The sequence below is a fragment of the Streptomyces sp. NBC_00075 genome (assembly GCF_045041225.1).
In the GTDB taxonomy this organism is placed as follows: domain Bacteria; phylum Actinomycetota; class Actinomycetes; order Streptomycetales; family Streptomycetaceae; genus Streptomyces; species Streptomyces adonidis.
Map to the genome: position 1 here is coordinate 5,507,241 of NZ_CP108243.1, position 17,876 is coordinate 5,525,116.

At 70.7% G+C, this 17,876-nt stretch carries 16 protein-coding genes and 1 tRNA gene; 11 read left to right on the forward strand and 6 right to left on the reverse strand.

What is annotated here, in order from left to right:
- The first annotated feature begins 140 nt into the window (after positions 1-140).
- Positions 141-1,274: an acyl-CoA dehydrogenase family protein gene (locus OG787_RS23870; protein ID WP_369029174.1), complete on the forward strand. Its 1,134-nt coding sequence runs from the start codon at positions 141-143 to the stop codon at positions 1,272-1,274.
- A gap of 45 nt (positions 1,275-1,319) precedes the next feature.
- Here the strand turns inward: OG787_RS23870 and OG787_RS23875 are convergent, their stop codons facing one another.
- The 3 genes from OG787_RS23875 to OG787_RS23885 form a co-directional block, all read right to left on the reverse strand.
- Positions 1,320-1,649: a rhodanese-like domain-containing protein gene (locus tag OG787_RS23875; protein ID WP_369029269.1), complete on the reverse strand. Its 330-nt coding sequence runs from the start codon at positions 1,647-1,649 to the stop codon at positions 1,320-1,322.
- A 37-nt stretch (positions 1,650-1,686) separates the two neighbouring features.
- Entirely contained in the window at positions 1,687-2,574 is an 888-nt protein-coding gene (locus OG787_RS23880; protein WP_369029173.1) for a hypothetical protein, read from the reverse strand.
- Positions 2,575-2,683: 109 nt separating this feature from the next.
- The gene (locus tag OG787_RS23885) at positions 2,684-4,138 is read right to left on the reverse strand and encodes a DUF2252 domain-containing protein (RefSeq protein WP_405540570.1); all 1,455 of its coding nucleotides are present in this window, start codon (positions 4,136-4,138) and stop codon (positions 2,684-2,686) included.
- Positions 4,139-4,411: 273 nt separating this feature from the next.
- Between OG787_RS23885 and OG787_RS23890 the strand changes: the two genes are divergently transcribed.
- Positions 4,412-5,383: a substrate-binding domain-containing protein gene (locus OG787_RS23890; protein WP_405536325.1), complete on the forward strand. Its 972-nt coding sequence runs from the start codon at positions 4,412-4,414 to the stop codon at positions 5,381-5,383.
- A 72-nt stretch (positions 5,384-5,455) separates the two neighbouring features.
- Here OG787_RS23890 and OG787_RS23895 read toward each other — a convergent pair whose 3' ends face one another.
- Both OG787_RS23895 and OG787_RS23900 read right to left on the reverse strand, forming a co-directional pair.
- Positions 5,456-7,900, reverse strand: coding sequence for a family 78 glycoside hydrolase catalytic domain (locus OG787_RS23895; protein WP_405536326.1), 2,445 nt, complete (start codon positions 7,898-7,900; stop codon positions 5,456-5,458).
- 347 nt (positions 7,901-8,247) lie between these two features.
- On the reverse strand, positions 8,248-8,379 hold the full coding sequence (locus tag OG787_RS23900) for a hypothetical protein (RefSeq protein WP_405536327.1): 132 nt from the start codon (positions 8,377-8,379) through the stop codon (positions 8,248-8,250).
- A gap of 149 nt (positions 8,380-8,528) precedes the next feature.
- Here OG787_RS23900 and OG787_RS23905 point away from each other — a divergent pair, with 149 nt between their 5' ends.
- From OG787_RS23905 to OG787_RS23930, 6 genes are all read left to right on the forward strand, one after another.
- Positions 8,529-9,053 (forward strand): DsbA family protein, encoded by a 525-nt coding sequence (locus OG787_RS23905; protein WP_405536328.1) that lies wholly within the window; start codon positions 8,529-8,531, stop codon positions 9,051-9,053.
- Positions 9,046-9,201 (forward strand): hypothetical protein, encoded by a 156-nt coding sequence (locus OG787_RS23910; protein WP_369029168.1) that lies wholly within the window; start codon positions 9,046-9,048, stop codon positions 9,199-9,201. The genes OG787_RS23905 and OG787_RS23910 overlap by 8 nt, the downstream gene beginning before the upstream one ends.
- Positions 9,202-9,301: 100 nt before the next feature.
- Positions 9,302-9,892 (forward strand): TetR/AcrR family transcriptional regulator, encoded by a 591-nt coding sequence (locus OG787_RS23915; RefSeq protein WP_405536329.1) that lies wholly within the window; start codon positions 9,302-9,304, stop codon positions 9,890-9,892.
- Between the two features lie 330 nt (positions 9,893-10,222).
- The gene (locus OG787_RS23920; protein WP_405536330.1) at positions 10,223-12,559 is read left to right on the forward strand and encodes an MMPL family transporter; all 2,337 of its coding nucleotides are present in this window, start codon (positions 10,223-10,225) and stop codon (positions 12,557-12,559) included.
- Positions 12,560-12,718: 159 nt separating this feature from the next.
- The gene (locus OG787_RS23925) at positions 12,719-13,507 is read left to right on the forward strand and encodes a LuxR C-terminal-related transcriptional regulator (RefSeq protein WP_405536331.1); all 789 of its coding nucleotides are present in this window, start codon (positions 12,719-12,721) and stop codon (positions 13,505-13,507) included.
- The gene (locus OG787_RS23930; protein WP_405536332.1) at positions 13,447-14,133 is read left to right on the forward strand and encodes a response regulator transcription factor; all 687 of its coding nucleotides are present in this window, start codon (positions 13,447-13,449) and stop codon (positions 14,131-14,133) included. Before OG787_RS23925 ends, OG787_RS23930 begins: the two co-directional genes overlap by 61 nt.
- Positions 14,134-14,275: 142 nt before the next feature.
- Here the strand turns inward: OG787_RS23930 and OG787_RS23935 are convergent.
- Positions 14,276-14,359 (reverse strand) — tRNA-Leu (locus OG787_RS23935).
- Positions 14,360-14,798: 439 nt separating this feature from the next.
- Between OG787_RS23935 and OG787_RS23940 the strand changes: the two genes are divergently transcribed.
- The 3 genes from OG787_RS23940 (at position 14,799) to OG787_RS23950 (ending at position 17,861) form a co-directional block, all read left to right on the forward strand.
- On the forward strand, positions 14,799-15,671 hold the full coding sequence (locus OG787_RS23940) for an FhaA domain-containing protein (protein WP_369029163.1): 873 nt from the start codon (positions 14,799-14,801) through the stop codon (positions 15,669-15,671).
- A gap of 10 nt (positions 15,672-15,681) precedes the next feature.
- The gene (locus OG787_RS23945) at positions 15,682-16,206 is read left to right on the forward strand and encodes an FHA domain-containing protein (RefSeq protein ID WP_164315837.1); all 525 of its coding nucleotides are present in this window, start codon (positions 15,682-15,684) and stop codon (positions 16,204-16,206) included.
- Positions 16,207-16,304: 98 nt separating this feature from the next.
- Positions 16,305-17,861 (forward strand): Stp1/IreP family PP2C-type Ser/Thr phosphatase, encoded by a 1,557-nt coding sequence (locus OG787_RS23950; RefSeq protein ID WP_405540571.1) that lies wholly within the window; start codon positions 16,305-16,307, stop codon positions 17,859-17,861.
- Positions 17,862-17,876: the final 15 nt, after the last annotated feature.

A 17,876-nucleotide genomic window follows, 5' to 3' on the forward strand; every position in this document is an offset into this window, starting at 1 on the left:
GGATCATCGACTCGGGCGAACCGAACGATCGGTCGGTGCACTCGCCCCACGCCCTCGCCCTCCGTCCGTTCCCTTCTTCTAGAACCTGTTCTATCTTGACGCCCCGTCAGATACCGGCCCCGCCCCGAGAGGACAGCACCATGGACTTCAGGTTCAGCGAGGAGCAGCAGGCGGCGGTCGAGGCGGCCCTGGCGGTGTTCGGCGGAGTCGCGCCGGACTCGGTGCCCAGTCCGTCACTCGTCGCGGGCGCCGTCGCGGACGACTTCGACCGGGCCCTGTGGGAAAAGCTTGCCGGTGCGGATCTGCTGAGTCTGCTGCTCGACGAGGAGTTCGGCGGGGCCGGCCTCGACGCCATCGCCCTGTGCCTCGTGCTGCGCGAGTCCGCGAAGGTGCTGGCCAGGGTCCCGCTGCTGGAGAGCTGCGCGGCCATGGCGGCCGTACAGACGTACGGGGACGAGGAGGTGCGGGACGAGGTGCTGCGCCGGGCCGGGACCGGCGAACTCGTGCTCACCGTCGCCGCGCACGGCCGCACCGGCCACGACCCCGCCGAACTCGCCGTGACCGCCGGGCGGGACGGTGACCTCTGGGTCCTCGACGGCACGCAGACGGCGGTGCCCTGGGCGCACAACGCCGACTTCGTCCTCGTACCCGCGCGCACCGGCGCCGACCGGACCGTCCTCGCCCTGGTCCCCCGGATCCACGAAGGCGTCGTCCTCGGCGAGCAGATATCCACCGCCGGTGAGCGGCTCGGCGAACTGCGCCTGGATTCGGTGCGGTTGCCTGATCGGTACGTCCTGGACGCCGAGGGTGCCTGGCCGTGGCTGCGCGATCTGCTGACCGTCGGGACGTGCGCGCTGGCGCTCGGGCTCGGGACGGCGGTGCTGGGCATGACCAGCGACTACACCGGCAAGCGGGAGCAGTTCGGGTATCCGCTGGCGACGTTCCAGGCCGTCGCCGTGCAGGCCGCCGACCGGTACATCGACCTGCGCGCGATGGAGGTCACGCTGTGGCAGGCCGCGTGGCGGATCAGTACCGGGGCCGGGGGCGCGCTGCCCGTGTCCGGGGACGTCGCCGTCGCCAAGATCTGGGCCTCGGAGGGCGTACGACGGGTCGTGCAGACCGCGCAGCACCTGCACGGCGGTTTCGGCGCCGACACCGACTATCCGCTGCACCGGTTCCACGCCTGGGCCAAGTACCTGGAGCTGTCACTCGGCCCGGCCGCCGCACACGAGGAGGCCCTGGGCGACCTGCTGGCGGCCCACCAACTGGGCTGAACCCGGCGGCGGGCCGTCACAGGTACAGGGGCCGGGATACGGGGTTCAGGCGACGAAGCCCGGCGCACCCTCGTCGGTCACGACCGGACGGCCCGCCGCCTCCCACACCTGCATACCGCCGCCCACGTTCACCGCGTCGATGCCCTGCTGGACCAGGTAGTTGGTGACCTGGGCCGAGCGGCCACCGGAACGGCAGATCACATTGACCCGGCCGTCCTGCGGTGCCGCCTCGGTCAACTCTCCGTAACGGGCGACGAACTCGCTCATCGGGATGTGCAACGCCCCCTCGGCGTGACCCGCCTGCCACTCGTCGTCCTCGCGGACGTCCAGCAGGAAGTCGCCGTCCTTGAGGTCCGTGACCTCGACCGTGGGCACACCAGCTCCGAAACTCATGTCCCCGACGATACCCAGGTCACTGCTCCAGCAACTCCGCGAGTTCCCTCTCACGCTCCGCGACCTGCGCCAGGAGCTGCTCGGCGATCTCCTCCAGGAGACGGTCGGGGTCGTCCGGGGCGAGCTTCAGCATCGCGCCGATCGCGCCCTCCTCCAGCTCACTGGCGACCAGCGTGAGCAGTTCCTTGCGCTGGGAAAGCCATTCGAGGCGGGCGTACAGCTCCTCGCTGTGACTCGGCTGCCACTCGGCGGGTGCCGGGCCGGCCGCCCACTCCTCGGCCAGCTCCCGCAGCAGCCCCTCGTCGCCCCGCCCGTAGGCGGCGTTGACGCGGGAGATGAACTCGTCGCGCCGCGCCCGTTCCTCCTCGTCCTGCGCGAGGTCCGGGTGGGCCTTGCGGACCAGTTCGCGGTAGAGCTTGCGGGCCTCGTCGCTCGGGCGGACCCGCTGCGGAGGCCGCACCGGCTGGTCGGTGAGCATCGCGACGGCCTCCGGGAACAGTCCCTCCGAGTCCATCCAGCCGTGGAACAGCTCCTCGACACCGGGCATCGGCATGACCCGCGCCCGTGCCTCCTGCGCCGCGAGCAGATCCTCGGGAGCGCCGGTCCGCGCGGCCTTCGCCTCGGCGATACCGGCGTCCAGTTCGTCGAGGCGGGCGTACATCGGGCCGAGCTTCTGGTGGTGCAGCCGGGAGAAGTTCTCGACCTCGATACGGAAGGTCTCGACGGCGATCTCGTACTCGATGAGCGCCTGCTCGGCGGCCCGTACGGCCCGCTCCAGCCGTGCCTCGGGCCGATCCGCCTCAGCCACGCCCTCGGCCGCGCCGGACGGCGCCTGCGCGTCAAGGGGCTCCCGCGGCCCGTCGGCTTCGGGCACGGACGAGGACTGCTCAGCTTCCGGGGTCGTCACCCGCCCAGCGTAGGCCACGGCTCACCCGCGCGGCCAAGGCCACCGAACAGACCCCGCGCCGCCCCGCCCCCGTCCCCCGTCCCCCGTCCCCCGTCCCCCGTAACAACCGTCACACCCCCATCTCCGCGTCGATCCTCCCCGCCCGCACCGCCTCCACCAGATCCGCGTGGTCCGCCTCCGTGCGGTCGGCGTAGGACATGGCGAACGTCGCCATCGCCTCGTCCAGCTCGTCGCTCTTGCCGCAGTAGCCGGCGATCAGGCGCGGGTCGGCGCTGTGGGCGTGGGCGCGGGCCAGGAGGGCGCCCGTCATCCGGCCGTAGTCGTCGACCTGGTCGGCGGAGAGTGCGGCCGGGTCGACGCTGCCCTTGCGGTTGCGGAACTGCCTTACCTGGAAAGGCAGTCCGTCGACGGTGGTCCAGCCGAGGAGGATGTCGCTGACGACCTGCATGCGCTTCTGCCCGAGCACCACCCGGCGCCCCTCGTGCATCGCGCCCGTGGCCTCCACCGGGTCGAAGCCGGCGGTCGCCAGATGCGGAACCAGCGCCGAGGGCCGGGCCTCCTTCACCTGGAGCACCAGCGACTCACCACGGTGGTCAAGGAGCAGCACGACGTACGACCGCGCCCCCACGCTCCCCGTGCCCACGATCCGGAACGCCACGTCGTGCACCGAGTGCCGGGCCAGCAGCGGAAGCCGGTCCTCGGACAGAGTGCCCACGTAGTCCTCCAGGGACGCCGCCACCGCCGTGGCCTCCGCGTCCGGCACCTCACGCAGCACCGGCGGGGCCGCCACGAAGCGCCGCCCGCCGTCCTCGGTGACCTGCGTCGACCTGGCCGCGAAGCGCCCGCTGGTGTTGCCCCGCGCCTTCTCGGAGACCCGCTCCAGGGTGCCGATCAGGTCGTGGGCGTCCGTGTAGGAGACGAGTTCCTCGTCCGCGATGGCGTTCCACGCGTCCAGCACCGACAGTTTCGCGAGGAGCCGCATCGTGCGGCGGTACGCGCCGACCGCGCCGTGCGCCGCCCCACGGCAGGTGGCCTCGTCCGCGCCCGCCTCCCGGCCCGCGAGCACGAGCGAGGCGGCCAGCCGCTTGAGGTCCCACTCCCAGGGGCCCTGGACCGTCTCGTCGAAGTCGTTGAGGTCCATGACCAGACCGCCGCGCGCGTCCCCGTACAGCCCGAAGTTGCCCGCGTGGGCGTCGCCGCAGATCTGGGCCCGGATCCTGGTCATCGGCGTACGGGCCAGGTCGTACGCCATCAGGCCCGCCGAACCCCGCAGGAACGCGAACGGGGTGGCCGCCATCCTGCCCACCCTTATCGGGGTCAGCTCGGGGATACGGCCGAGGTTGGACTCCCTGACCGCCGCCTCCGCGTCCGGACGCGAACCGTCCGTGCCGGAGTCGAAGGAGGCGTGCGCGGCCCGCGGGACCTGCCGCCGCAGCGCCTTCCCCTCCTCCTTGGGGGAGGAGCCCTGCGCCTGCCACTGGGCGAAGCCACGCACCCGGGGAAGCTCCCGTGCCCGGCTCGGCGCCGCTCCGGTACCCGCAGACTCCGTACTGACCTCGGTCATCGCGACCGCCTCCCCCGCTTCGTTCACCACTGTCAACATCAACTCGCGACGACCGTACCGCCACCGGACAAATCCCGTCAGAGCCTGTGGACAACTCTTCGGCCCCGGGTCGGCTCACGGGACGTACCTCGGTGCCGCGGGCCAGGTGGCCGGCAGCCCCCGCGTCCCGGCCGCTCGATACGCACGGCGTTGAGCAGCGCATACCCTGGCTGAAGTCGAAGAAGAGGGGCTGGACCAGTGGGTGCCGGGGTACGCCGTCCGACGATCCGGGATGTGGCGAAGCTCAGCGGGGTCTCCGTGGCCACGGTCAGTTACGTGCTCAACGGCAAGGAGTCCCAGACGATCAGTGAGGAGACGAAGCGGCGGGTGACCGCGGCGGTCTCCGAACTCGGATACGTGCGCAACCCCGTGGGTACCGCTCTGCGCCGCGGACATTCGAACGTCGTCCTGGCGGTCTTCGACCCGACCTTCGTGGGGGATGTCAGCGAGCGCTGGAACGGTGCGGTCATCGGCGCCCTGTCCGATCTCGGCCACACCGTCGTGACACACACGCTGCTCCAGGAGGCGGAGGCGGTGAAGGTGGTGCGATCGTTGCAGCCCTTCGGCGTCGCGCTGTTCGCCTTCGTGACCGTACGGACCCATGAGGAGATACGTGCCGCCGGAGCCCGGCACGTGTTCGGGTTCCCTGCCGCCGAGGCCGATCCGGAGGCGGCGGACCGGCCCTGGGAGCGGGCGATCGGCCGCGCTCAGGTGGCGCACCTGGCGGAACGCGGATACGAACGGGTCCGGTACGCGTTCCCGGAGCCTTCGAGTCGGCGAGTGGTGGCCGAGCACCGGCTCCGGGGCGTACGGGAGGAATGCCTGCGGCGGGGGATGCCGCAGCCCGAGGTGTTCACCCTGCCTCTCGACCGGCCGCAGGCGGTGGCCGCCCTGTCGGCGCTGGGTCCGATGCGGGGTTCGGCGATCTGTGCGGCCGACGACCGTCATGGGCTGGCCGTACTGGCCGCCGCCGCGGATCTCGGCCTGCGGGCCCCGTCGGATGTGGCGGTCATCGGCGCCGAGGACACCGTGGAAGGCCGCCTGGCGATCCCCGCGCTCACGACCACACGCCTGGTCGATTCCGACAGACTCACAGGTCTGCGCGCCTGGCTGGAGGCGGAGCTGAACGGTCGGCGGACTCCGTTCGGCCGCACGATCTGGGAGAGCGCGGCTTCGGCGGAGGTCGTCGTCCGCCGGTCCACCTGAACCGACCGAACCGACTGGACCGGCCGGGCCCCGAGCCCGCCCCCGTCTGCGTGCTCGGGGCCCGATGCCTGGTCAGGACACGTGGAACACGTGCGTACCGCCCTGCACCCGGTAGACGACGTAGCCGGCCTTCTGCTCCACTCGGGTCGCGCCCCGGCCCGCGGTGATGCGCCACGCACCGTCCGGGACCGGGACACGGACCTCGGCCGGTGTCCTCACGGGCACCGTCACCGTGAGGGTCAGACGGCCCTTCTCCTGGCGCCAGCCGGCGCTGACCTCGCCGCGCGGGGTGGTCACCCGGGCCGAGGCGTACCGCAGGCCGTCCGGCACGACCGGCGCGACGAGCACCTTGCCGTAGCCGGGAGCGGCGGCCTGGATGCCCGCCAGATGCTGGTAGAACCAGTCGTCCACCGTGCCCAGGAACGGGTGGTTCATCGAGAGGTCCTTCTTGGTCATGGACCAGGTCTCCCACGAGGTGGTGGCGCCCTGCTTCACCCAGTAGCCCCAGCTGGGGTAGCTGGTCCGGGTGGCGATCCGGTAGGCCAGGTCGGCGCGGCCGTTCCCGGTCAGGACGGGGAGCAGCAGTTTGGTGCCGATGGCCCCGGTGTTCAGGTGGTCGCCGCGGTCGGTGATGTCCTTGACCAGGTTGGCGAAGACCGCGTCGTGGTGTTCTGCGGGGACCAGCCCGTAGGCCAGGGCCACCAGGTTGGAGGTCTGGCGGTAACCGGCTTCCACGGGCGTCCGGTAGACGCCCGCGTCGGCGTCGAGGAACGTCTCGTTGAACTTCTCGACGAGGGCGTCGGCCATGGTGTCGAACCGGGCGGCGTCGCCGGAGTGACCGAGTTCCCTCGCGGTTCGGGCCAGGAGACGGGCCTCGTGGTAGAGGTCGGCGTTGGCGGTCAGCAGGGAGCCCTCCGGCGGCCTGAGGGCCACGGTGGCGGCGTTCTCCGCACCGGGCGGTGACCAGTCGCCGAAGGAGAAGCCGGTGTACAGACCGTTCGTTCCGGCGATGGTGGTGCGCATCAGGTCGAGCCAGCGCGCCATGGCCGGGTAGTTGTCGGAGAGCACGCCGGCGTCGCCGTAGTGCTGGTAGTGGGTCCAGGCGGAGGAGATCAGCGTGCCCGACCAGGACGGGTCGTTCCACAGGGGGAAGCCGCCGGGGTTCGGTGCGATCACCGGCAGGGCGCCGTCGGCGCGCTGGGAGTCCCGGAACGTCCGCAGCCACTGGCGGTACAGGCCCTCGACATCGAAGTTGAGGGCCGCCGAGTCCAGGTAGAGGTAGGCGTCGGCGGTCCAGCCCTGCCGGTCCCGCCAGGGGGTGTCGGTGGGAATGCCCCACATGTTGTCCAGCAGGGACGCACGCTGAATGGCGTTGATCCTGTTCAGCAGCGGGTCGGCGCTGTCGAAGCGGCCCGTCGACGCCACCGCGGTGTGCGCGACGCGGGCCTCGATCCCGAACGAGGTCAGCGGCGCCGAGGTGGACACCTCGACATAGCGGAAACCGTGCCGGGTGAAGCTCGGTTCCCACGTCTGCGTTCCCTTGCCGCCCAGGACGTAGGAATCCCGGTGGGTGACCGCGGCGGGACCGAGCATGGCCGACTGGAACACGGTGCCTTCGTCGTTCAGCTGCTCGCCGTAGACGAGGGTCACCGTCGTTCCGGCCGTGCCGCTGACCTTGATGCGGGCCCAGCCTGCCGTGGTGCGGCCGAAGTCGTAGACCCGGGTGCCGGTCGTGAGCCTCGTGACGCCGACAGGCCCGAAGGTGTCGGTGACCTTGACCGGTGGCATGTCGGCGGGCACCACCTGCTTGGTGGGCGCGGGCTGGACGCGTGCGGCCTCCCAGGCCGAGTCGTCGTGGGCGGCGTCCGTCCAGCCGGGTCTGGCCAGGCGGGCGTCGTACGACTCACCGAAGTACAGGGCGTCACGGGTGGGCCCGTCGGTGATCTTCCAGGTGCCGTCGCTGACGACCCGGCTTGTGGTGCCGTCGCCGAAGACGATGTCCAACTGCGCCAGCAGCCGGGGCTCCTGTGTCCAGGGGGCCTTCGACAGGCCGAACAGCGTCGTCGGAGTGGTCTCCGGTGTGCTGAGGTAGCCGCGCCCCAGGGTGACGGCGATGGCGTTGTCCCCGCCGCGCAGCGACTTCGTGACGTCGAACGAGCGCGAGTACGCGGTCTGGTCGTAGGCCGACGGCGGCGGGTCCAGGACCTGGTCACCCACTCGGTGGCCGTTGATCCAGGCCTCGTAGTAGCCCAGTCCGACGATGTTGAACCTCGCCTGCTTGACGCGCTTGCCCAGCCCGAAGACCCGACGCAGCAGCGGTGCGGGGTTCTGCTTGCCCAGCGCGGGCGCCACCGAGGGGGTGTCCCGTCCGATCCACTTCGCCGTCCAGTCGTTTCCGGCGGAGGCGGCCGTGGACGGTGACCCGTAGGCGAGCCCCGGGCTCACCACACCGATGACCACGGCTGCGGCAGCGGAACCCACCACTTGCCGACGCGTGGCCGACCTGTTGAGAGACATGCCCGTTCCCTTCTTGTCAGTGAACCTGCCTGGCAGGTCTGTGGGGGGGGGACAGGAGGCGCTCACAGGCGTCCACGCACGCCTCACGACGCGGACACCCACTCCCCGGAGGTGCCGCAGCACTCGGCCGGTTTGGAACGTTTCGGCGCACGCTAATGAGAGGGCGCAACTTGAGTCAATAGGGTTACTTAAACGTTTCTGGCTTGGGAGATCAGATCGCGAAGACGCGTTCTGCTTGCTTGCCGGGAAGAGCGAGCAGCGATCATGCGCCCTGACTGGCCCACATGATGAATCGATTCACTCCAGGCTTGGGAGGAAGACGGGCGGTCCCTCACCCCGGTCGCCTGTCAGCCGACGGGCACCGCCTGAGCGGCGAGGACGGCGGCGGCCATCAGCTCTTCGCGGGGCGCGTCGACGGCGGCGTCGACGGCGAGGCCCTCGGCGGTGGCCATCACCGGCTCGGCCGGATCGCCCGTCACCCCGATGACACTCGAGTAACCCCGCTCACCTGACGAAAGGCGGTGCCCGAGATGACATCCCCTCGACTGACGATCGCCGTGCGGGCGGACGTGCTCTGCCCCTGGTGCTACATCGGCGAGCACCGTACGCGGCCCGCATCGAGGTGAGGATGCACACGTGGCAGCTCGACCCGAACGTGCCCACCCGGGTCACCTGGATCCCGGAGTACCGGGTCGAGAAGTTCGGGGTCACTCCCGACCAGGCGCGCGCGATGGAGAAGGAGGTCGCCGGGCAGACCGCCGCCGACGGTCTTCCTTACGTCCTCGACCGGCCGGTGCGCAACACCCTCGACATGCTGCGCCCGGTCCACCCCGGCAACGAACACGGCGTCGGCGCGCGGTACATGGCGGCGATGCAGGCCGAACTGTTCGGCGGAAACCCCGACGCGTTCGGGCACTACACGCTGATCCACCTCGGCGGGAGACCGGGCATCCCCGCCGACGAGATCCGCGACGTGCTCGCCACCGACCGCCACGCCGACGCCGTACAGGTCGACCACGCCGCCGCGGTGGCCCTGGGCGCCCGTGGAGTGCCCTGCACGGTCCTCGGCAACCGCCTGGCCGTTCCCGGTACGGCCGGCCTTCCCCAGTACGCCGATGCCGTCGCCCAGGCATGGGAGCGGATCAATGGCTGACACGCCCCCGGCCCCCGCGTCGCTGCTGCTCGTCGAAACCGGGCCGGACAGTGGCTGGTGCGACGCCGCGACCGGTATCTGTACGGCCTTCGCGGCCGACCCGGAAGGCCCGCTCTCCGAGAGCGAAGACACCACCGAAGACATGTGACTCACGTCACTTAGGAAACGGTGCCGTTTTCTTCGCGGTCTCGCTAATCTGATGCCGTCCGAAGAAAACGGCACCGTTTTCCGCAGGGAAGGAGCAGGTCATGGCCGAGCAGTCCACCGCTCGGGGCAGCCGCTTCACCCCCCTGCGCGCGGCACAGCTCTACGACGCCGTGCTCGACCTCCTGCAAGAGGTCGGATACGAGGCCCTTTCGATGGAGGCCGTGGCCACCCGCGCACGGTTCAGCAAGGCCACCCTCTACCGCGACTGGGGCGGCAAGCCGCAACTGGTCGCCGCGGCCGTGGAGTTCCGCAGGCCGACCCGGGTCGGCCTGATCGACACCGGTTCGCTGCGCGGCGACCTGTACGTGATGGTGGAGCAGGCCGACGACAACCAACTCGCGCGGGACGCCGCTCTCCAACTGAGCGTGGGCCACGCGATCTACAACAACCCCGAACTCCGTCGCACCCTGAGAGAGGTGAGGCTCAACCCGGCCCTCGACGACATCGGCGCCATCCTCCGGCGCGGCGTCCAGCGAGGCGAGGTCGCCCCGGACAACCCGGCGCTGGACCTCGTCCCGTCCATGCTGGTCAGCCTCATCGTCGCCCGCCCACTGCTGAGCGACACGGCGATGACCCAGGACGACCTCAGGCGGAACATGGAAGCACTGGTCTTCCCCGCACTGGGTATCTGACCCACCCGAAATCCGACCCACCCGTAGTCCGACCCACCCGTCTCCGGGTCTTCACGATCCGGGTCCTCACGCACCGACCTCCCCCACCGTCGGCGCGCACAGCACACCTTTCCCGCCCCGGCCTCCCCGTGCCGTAGGCGTCCCGCGCCCTGCCCTCCGGCCGATGACGGCCGTGTGACCGAGGCGCTCCTCCCTTGCTCGCCGTGCCCCCGCGCGGCCGAACACACCCCCACCTGACCCTGACGCGCACCGCTCACGTCGTCGGCGTACCCCTGCACGCCCTCATGCCCTGACGGGCGTTCCCAACGACCTGACCGAGAGAGCACCACCATGGCTACATTCCTGTACAGACTGGGGCATACAGCCTTCCGGCGGCGCCCCGTCGTCCTCCTCGTCTGGCTCGCCCTGCTGGGCGCGGCCATCATCGCCGCCCTCAGCGCACCGGCCACGAAGGCACTGCCCTTCACGCTGCCCGGCGCGGAGTCCCAGAAGGCGTTCGACCTGCTGGACCAGCGGTTCCCCGGCTCCGCCTCGGACGGAGCGACCGCCCGGATCGTCTTCAAGGCCCCCGAGGGCCAGACCATGACCACCGCGGCCAACAAGGCCGAGGCCCAGAAGGTCACCAAGGAGATCGCGAGCGGCTCCGACCAGGTGGCCTCCGCGGTCGACCCGTACACCGCCAGGGCCGTCAGCAAGGACGGCTCGACCGCGTACATCTCCGTCACCTACAAGGTGACCGCGGCCGAGGTGGACTCCGACTCCCACGACGCGCTCGACAAGACCGTGGAACAGGCGCGTGCGTCCGGGCTGACCGTGGAAGCCGGCGGAAACGCCGTCAAGGTGGCGTCCCACGGCGCCGCCGCCGAGGTCATCGGCGTGATCGTCGCGGCGATCGTCCTGGTCATCACCTTCGGCTCCCTGGTGGCCGCCGGACTGTCGCTGCTGACCGCGCTGATCGGCGTCGGCATCGGCTTCCTCACCCTCGCCGCGCTGAACTCGCCCCTCGAACTGGGCGACAACGCGGGGGTGTTGGCCCTGATGCTGGGGCTGGCGGTCGGTATCGACTACGCGTTGTTCATCGTCTCCCGCTACCGGTCCGAACTCGCCGAGGGACACCCGAGGCAGGAGGCCGCCGCCCGTGCCACGGGCACAGCGGGCTCCGCGGTGGTCTTCGCGGGCCTGACCGTGATCATCGCGCTGGCCGGACTCGCCGTCGTCAACATCCCGATGCTGACCAAGATGGGCTTCGCCGCCGCCGGATCCGTCACCATCGCGGTGATCATCGCCGTCACCCTCGTACCCGCCATGCTCGGCTTCGCCGGCGACCGGGTGCTCTCCAAGAGGAAGGGCGAGAAGAAAGCCGGGAAGAAGGCCGACAACAGCAGGCTCGGCAGGAACATCGGCAGGAACAAGGGCGACATCAGGGCTGTCGCGGACGACGCGGCGGAGAGCGGCACGGCGAGGTCCCCGGAGCCTCCGAGGCCCCCGGAGTTCTCGAAGCCCCCGATGGGCGTGCGCTGGGCGCAGTTCGTGCTCCGGCGTCCGGTCGCCGTCCTGCTGACCTGCGTCGTCGGCCTCGGCGTGATCGCCATCCCGACGGCCTCCATGACCCTGGGCCTGCCCGACGACGGCGCCCAGCCCACCGACACCACCCAGCGCCGCGCCTACGACCTGCTCTCCGAGGGCTTCGGCGTCGGCTTCAACGGCCCGCTCGTCGTCGTGGTCGACGCGGCGAAGAACGAGGCCCCGGAGACGGCCGTCGGCGAGGTGGTCACCCGGATCGGCAAGCTCGACGACGTGGCCGCCGTCGCCCCGGCCCGCTTCAACGAGGCCGGGAACACCGCGATCATCACGACCGTCCCGTCGTCCAAGCCCGCCTCCGAGGCCACCGAGAAGCTCGTCGAGCACATCCGCGACACCGGCACGGCCATCGAGCAGGACACCGGCGCACGGCTCCTGGTCACCGGCCAGACCGCGGTGAACGTCGACTTCTCCCAGAAGGTCAACGACTCCCTCGTCCCCTACCTCGCCCTGGTCGTCGGACTCGCCTTCCTCCTGCTGATGGCCGTCTTCCGGTCCGTCCTCGTCCCGCTCAAGGCCGCACTCGGCTTCCTGCTCTCGGTCCTCGCCGCCCTCGGCGCGGTCGTCGCCGTCTTCCAGTGGGGCTGGCTCGCGAGCCTGATCGGAGTGGAGGAGACCGGGCCCATCATGAGCCTGATGCCGATCTTCATGGTGGGCATCGTCTTCGGCCTGGCCATGGACTACGAGGTCTTCCTGGTCACCCGGATGAGGGAGGCGTACGTCCACGGCGAGGGGCCGGGACAGGCCGTCCTCACCGGCTTCCGCGACGGAGGGCGCGTGGTCACCGCCGCTGCCGTCATCATGATCGCCGTGTTCTCCGGCTTCATCGGCGCCAGCGGAGCCATGATCAAGACGATCGGCTTCGGCCTCGCGGTGGCCGTCCTCTTCGACGCCTTCGTCGTCCGCATGGCCATCGTGCCCGCCGTACTGGCCCTGCTCGGCAAGTCCGCCTGGTGGCTGCCCGCCTGGCTCGACAGGATCCTGCCCAACGTCGATGTCGAGGGCGAGGGGCTCGCCAAGTCCACCGCCCCGCACCCGGGTTCGGGCCCGGGGAACGACGACCACCCCCAGCCCGTCCACGTCTGACCCGTCCACGTCCGACCCGTCCACGTCCGACCCGTACGTCGATGCCCCGGGCACGCGCCCAGCGCCCGTGCCCGGGGCCCGACCGGACCGCCCTCGCGCACCCCGCACACCGCTCCCACCGCCCCGTGGACACCCTTCCCCACACAGGAGCAGTCCGGCATGATCACCGTCCTCCTCGCCGACCCCCACGCCCTGCACCGCCTCGGCCTGCGCACCCTCCTCGGCTCCTGGCACGGCCTGACCGTCGTCGGCGAGGCGACCACCGGCGCCGAGACGGCCCGTATGCACGAACGCCTGCGACCGGACGTCGTCCTGCTCGGCAGCGGCCTGCCCGCCACCGGCGTCACCACGACCGTCCGCCGCCTCAGACAGACCCGTGCCCCCGGCTCCGCGGCGCCCCGCGTCCTCGTCCTCAGCTCCGCACACCGCGACGAGCACGCCTACGACGTGCTGCGCGCCGGAGCCGACGGCTTCCTCCCCGCCACCGTCACCCCCGACGACCTGGTCGCGGCCCTGATCGCCGTGGCCGCCGGAGACGCCGTCGTCTCCCCCCGCCTGGCCGACGCGCTGATCCACGCCGTCCGCTACGGCCCCCGCCCCGCGGTACCGGTCCCCAAGGCCCGGCTGGAGGATCTCACCGAACGCGAACGCGACGTCCTGACCGCCGTCGCCTCCGGCCGTTCCAACGCCGAGATCGCCGCACAGCTCTCCATCGCCACGACCACCGTCAAGTCCCACGTCGGCAGAATCCTCACCAAGACCGGAGCCCGCACCCGCGTCCAGGCCGTGATCTTCGCCTACGAATCCGGACTCGTACGCCCTCCGCTGCCCCCTGCCGGCCCCGCCCTCCCAGCCCCCCACCGAACGACGGACCGCGAGGAACCGACATGCGCGTACTTCTCGTCGAGGACGACCCTGCCATCGCCGAACCACTGGAACGCGGCCTGAGGCGTTACGGCCACACCGTGCACCTGGCGGCCACCGGACGGGACGCCCTGCGCGCCGGGACGGCCTGGGACATGGTCCTGCTCGATCTGGGGCTGCCGGACATCGACGGCCTGGACGTATGCAGACAGCTGCGCGCCGCCAGCGACGTCTCCGTCATCATGATCAGCGCCCGGGACAGCGAGGCCGACAAGGTCGTCGGCCTCGAACTCGGGGCGGACGACTACCTCGTCAAACCCTTCCTGACACGGGAGTTGATCGCCCGTATGCGCGCGGTGCGACGCCGCCGCGCGAGCGCCCCAGCACCCGCCCCGGAACCCTACGAACCCGGCCGGGTGGTCCTGGACCGACAGGCCCACCGGGTCTTCCTCGACGGGGCCGAAGTCGCCCTGCCACCCCGGGAGTTCGCCCTGCTCGCCTTCCTCACCGCGCGACCCGACGTCCTGGTGACCCGCGAGACCATCATGTCCTCGGTCTGGGACGCCAACTGGTTCGGCCCCACCAAGACCCTGGACACCCACGTCTCCGCCCTGCGGCACAAGTTCGGCGACGCCCTGACCATCCAGGCCGTACGCGGCGTCGGCTTCCGCCTGTCGATCGCCCCCACAGGCCACCTCACCACCCAGTGAGAGACCTCACACCGACAGGAAAATCACACCGCCAGCAGCTCCGGCCCCGACCACGACAGCAAAAAAGGAACGGCCCCCACCGTGATCACGATGAGGACCGTTCCGTCACTGCTCAGGACACCGACTCGTCGGTGCTCCGTTGTGCGCGAGGGGGGAGTTGAACCCCCACGCCCTTTCGGGCACTGGAACCTGAATCCAGCGCGTCTGCCTATTCCGCCACCCGCGCATTGGGTGTGTCCTCAGGCCCTGCTCCTGGCGGTGCTGGGGCCTTCCGACATCGAGAAGATTAGCACGCTGGAGGTGGTGGGTTCACATCCCTTTCCCTCCGCCCCTGGTCACCCCGACCGAGCCGGACCGGCTGCGACTACGTATCAACACGTGCCGGTTCACGTATCAACCTCGTACCGGTCCAGCCCATCTCCTCAGGAGGCGGGCAAGCTGCACAGTCAGGTGCGGGACACTGGTTTGGCGCCGCCTCTACGATCTGAGTACGCCCGAGGAGTTCGAAGGGGAGCTTCTCAGGGAACTTCGTCAGGCGTCGACACCCGTCGACCGGGCTGACAGGGGGAACCAGCCGATTTCCCGGCGCGTGGATACGATCAGTAAGCAGTACCAAGTACGGCACGCACGGCTCAGACAGAGCAGCAACTAGGAGGAGGTGCCCCATGGGAGTCCTGAAGAAGTTCGAGCAGCGTCTCGAAGGTCTGGTCAACGGCACCTTCGCCAAAGTGTTCAAGTCCGAGGTCCAGCCCGTGGAGATCGCGGGCGCGCTCCAGCGCGAGTGCGACAACAACGCGACCATCTGGAACCGCGACCGGACCGTCGTACCCAACGACTTCATCGTGGAACTGAGCACACCGGACTACGACCGCCTCAGCCCGTACTCCGGGCAGCTCGGCGACGAACTCGCCGGGATGGTGCGGGACTACGCCAAGCAGCAGCGCTACACCTTCATGGGCGACATCAAGGTGCACCTGGAGAAGGCCGACGACCTGGACACCGGTCTGTACCGGGTCCGCAGCCGTACGCTCGCCTCCTCCACCAACCAGCAGGCCCCCGGCCGCCCGGGGCCCGGCACCGCCGCTCCCGCGGCACCGCCGATGGGCCGGCCCGGCGCGGGCGCGGGCGCAGGTGGCTACGGCTATCCGCCGGCCGCCGCACCGCCCCCGATGCCCGCCGCACCGCCGCCCGGCGGACGTCCCGGAGCCGCCCCGGCGGGTCCGCCCATGGGACAGCGGCCGACAGCGGGAGCGGGCCGCACACGCGCGTGGGTCGAGATCAACGGCGCACGCCACCAGATCACCCGCGCAACGCTGGTGCTGGGCCGCAGTACCGAGGCCGACGTCCGGATCGACGACCCCGGCGTCTCGCGCCGGCACTGTGAGATCCGTCCCGGAACGCCCCCGACGATCCAGGATCTCGGGTCCACCAACGGCATCGTGGTGGACGGAACGCACACCACCCGCGCTACGCTCCGCGACGGCTCGCGGATCGTCGTGGGCAGCACCACCATCATTTACCGGCAAGCCGAAGGGTGAAGCGGGGGCAATGTCAGAGCTGACCCTCACGGTCATGCGGCTGGGTTTCCTGGCCGTACTGTGGCTGTTCGTGATCGTGGCCGTGCAGGTCATCCGCAGCGACCTGTTCGGTACGCGTGTCACCCAGCGCGGGTCGAGGCGTGACAGCGGCCGCCAGCAGCAGGCGGCCGCCCGACAGGCCGCCGCGCCCCCGCAGCAACGCCAGCAGCAGCCGTCCGGCGGCGGCAGGCAGCGCCGGGGCGCACCCAGCAAACTGGTCGTCTCCGAGGGCACCCTGACGGGCACCACCGTCGCGCTCCAGGGGCAGACCGTCACGCTCGGCCGGGCCCACGACTCCACCATCGTGCTGGACGACGACTACGCCTCCAGCAGGCATGCCAGGATCTACCCGGACCGGGACGGCCAGTGGATCGTCGAGGACCTCGGGTCCACGAACGGCACCTATCTCGACCGGACCCGACTGACTACTCCCACACCGATTCCGCTGGGCGCGCCGATCCGCATCGGCAAGACCGTCATCGAGCTGCGGAAGTAGTGCTACATCATGAATAGGCGCGAGCGGAGCGAGCACGCGGCGGCGGTCCACGCGACGGACCGCGGCGCGCTCCCGACCGGAGGGTGGGCACCGTGCGGATGTACCCGGAGCCGACGGGCGAGGTGCGCATGAGTCTGTCACTGCGCTTCGCCGCCGGATCGCACAAAGGCATGATCCGCGAGGGCAACGAGGACTCCGGCTACGCCGGTCCACGCCTCCTCGCGATCGCCGACGGCATGGGCGGACAGGCGGCCGGTGAGGTCGCCTCCTCCGAGGTGATCTCCACGATCGTCGCCCTCGACGACGACGTCCCCGGCTCCGACATCCTCACCTCGCTCGGCACCGCCGTGCAGCGGGCCAACGACCAGCTCCGCATGATGGTCGAGGAGGACCCCCAGCTCGAAGGCATGGGCACCACGCTCACCGCCCTCCTGTGGACGGGCCAGCGCCTCGGCCTCGTACACGTGGGCGACTCGCGTGCCTACCTCCTCCGCGACGGCGTCCTCACCCAGATCACGCAGGACCACACCTGGGTGCAGCGCCTCGTCGACGAGGGCCGCATCACCGAGGAAGAGGCCACCACCCACCCGCAGCGCTCCCTGCTGATGCGCGCGCTGGGCAGCGGCGACCACGTCGAGCCCGACCTCTCCATCCGCGAAGTCCGCGCCGGCGACCGGTACCTGATCTGCTCCGACGGCCTGAGCGGCGTCGTGTCCCACCAGACCATGGAGGACACCCTCGCCAGCTACCAGGGCCCCCAGGAGACCGTGCAGCAGCTCATCGAGCTGGCCCTGCGCGGCGGCGGCCCCGACAACATCACCGTGATCGTCGCCGACGTCCTCGACCTCGACACCGGGGACACCCTCGCCGGGCAGCTGTCCGACGTACCCGTGGTGGTCGGCGCGGTCGCCGAGAACCAGCACAACCTGCACGACGGCGGCGCCATGCAGACGCCCGCCGGACGCGCCTCCGGGCTCGGCCGGCAGCGCCCCGCGCACGGCGGGGGCGGCGAGTTCGGCCCGCCCGGCTCCGGCGACACCACCGGCTACATCCAGACCGGCGGCTTCGGCGGCTACACCGACGAGGACTTCGTCAAGCCCAGCGCCGGCCGCAAGTGGTTCAAGAGAACCCTGTACATCACGCTCGCCCTCGCCGTCATCGGCGGCGGCCTGTACGGCGGCTACCGCTGGACCCAGACCCAGTACTACGTCGGCGCCAACGACGAGCACGTCGCGCTGTACCGGGGCATCAGCCAGGACCTGGCCTGGGTCTCGCTCTCGAAGGTCGAGAAGGACCACCCCGAGATCGAACTCAAGTACCTGCCGTCGTACCAGCAGAAGCAGGTCAAGGCCACGATCACCGAGGGCGGCCTCAAGGACGCCCAGTCGAAGATCTCCGAACTGGCCACCCAGGCCTCCGCGTGCAAGAAGCAGGAAGCCCGGCGCGCGGCCGACAACGCGAACAACGCCGAGACCGGCGAAGGCGAGGCCGGAGGCACCACGGGAACCACCCGTACCGCCGCCGCGTCCAAGGCAACGCCGAGCCCGACGCCGTCCGGATCGGCGTCCCCGTCCACAACCGCACCCACTCCCACACCCGGCCCCAGCCTCTCCGAGGAAGAGCAGAAGCTGGTCTCGCAGTGCGGTAAGCAGTAGGCAAGCCGTGAGGGG

Excerpts from the sequence above, each read along its gene's own strand:
- OG787_RS23915 (WP_405536329.1), top strand. The coding sequence starts at position 9,302 with ATGGCCGAGCAGTCCACCGCTCGGGGCAGCCGCTTCACCCCCCTGCGC.
- OG787_RS23945 (WP_164315837.1), top strand. The coding sequence starts at position 15,682 with ATGTCAGAGCTGACCCTCACGGTCATGCGGCTGGGTTTCCTGGCCGTA.
- OG787_RS23910 (WP_369029168.1), top strand. The coding sequence starts at position 9,046 with ATGGCTGACACGCCCCCGGCCCCCGCGTCGCTGCTGCTCGTCGAAACC.
- OG787_RS23920 (WP_405536330.1), top strand. The coding sequence starts at position 10,223 with ATGGCTACATTCCTGTACAGACTGGGGCATACAGCCTTCCGGCGGCGC.
- OG787_RS23940 (WP_369029163.1), top strand. The coding sequence starts at position 14,799 with ATGGGAGTCCTGAAGAAGTTCGAGCAGCGTCTCGAAGGTCTGGTCAAC.
- OG787_RS23930 (WP_405536332.1), top strand. The coding sequence starts at position 13,447 with ATGCGCGTACTTCTCGTCGAGGACGACCCTGCCATCGCCGAACCACTG.
- OG787_RS23885 (WP_405540570.1), bottom strand. The coding sequence starts at position 4,138 with ATGACCGAGGTCAGTACGGAGTCTGCGGGTACCGGAGCGGCGCCGAGC.
- OG787_RS23905 (WP_405536328.1), top strand. The coding sequence starts at position 8,529 with ATGCACACGTGGCAGCTCGACCCGAACGTGCCCACCCGGGTCACCTGG.
- OG787_RS23950 (WP_405540571.1), top strand. The coding sequence starts at position 16,305 with ATGTACCCGGAGCCGACGGGCGAGGTGCGCATGAGTCTGTCACTGCGC.
- OG787_RS23895 (WP_405536326.1), bottom strand. The coding sequence starts at position 7,900 with ATGTCTCTCAACAGGTCGGCCACGCGTCGGCAAGTGGTGGGTTCCGCT.
- OG787_RS23870 (WP_369029174.1), top strand. The coding sequence starts at position 141 with ATGGACTTCAGGTTCAGCGAGGAGCAGCAGGCGGCGGTCGAGGCGGCC.
- OG787_RS23925 (WP_405536331.1), top strand. The coding sequence starts at position 12,719 with ATGATCACCGTCCTCCTCGCCGACCCCCACGCCCTGCACCGCCTCGGC.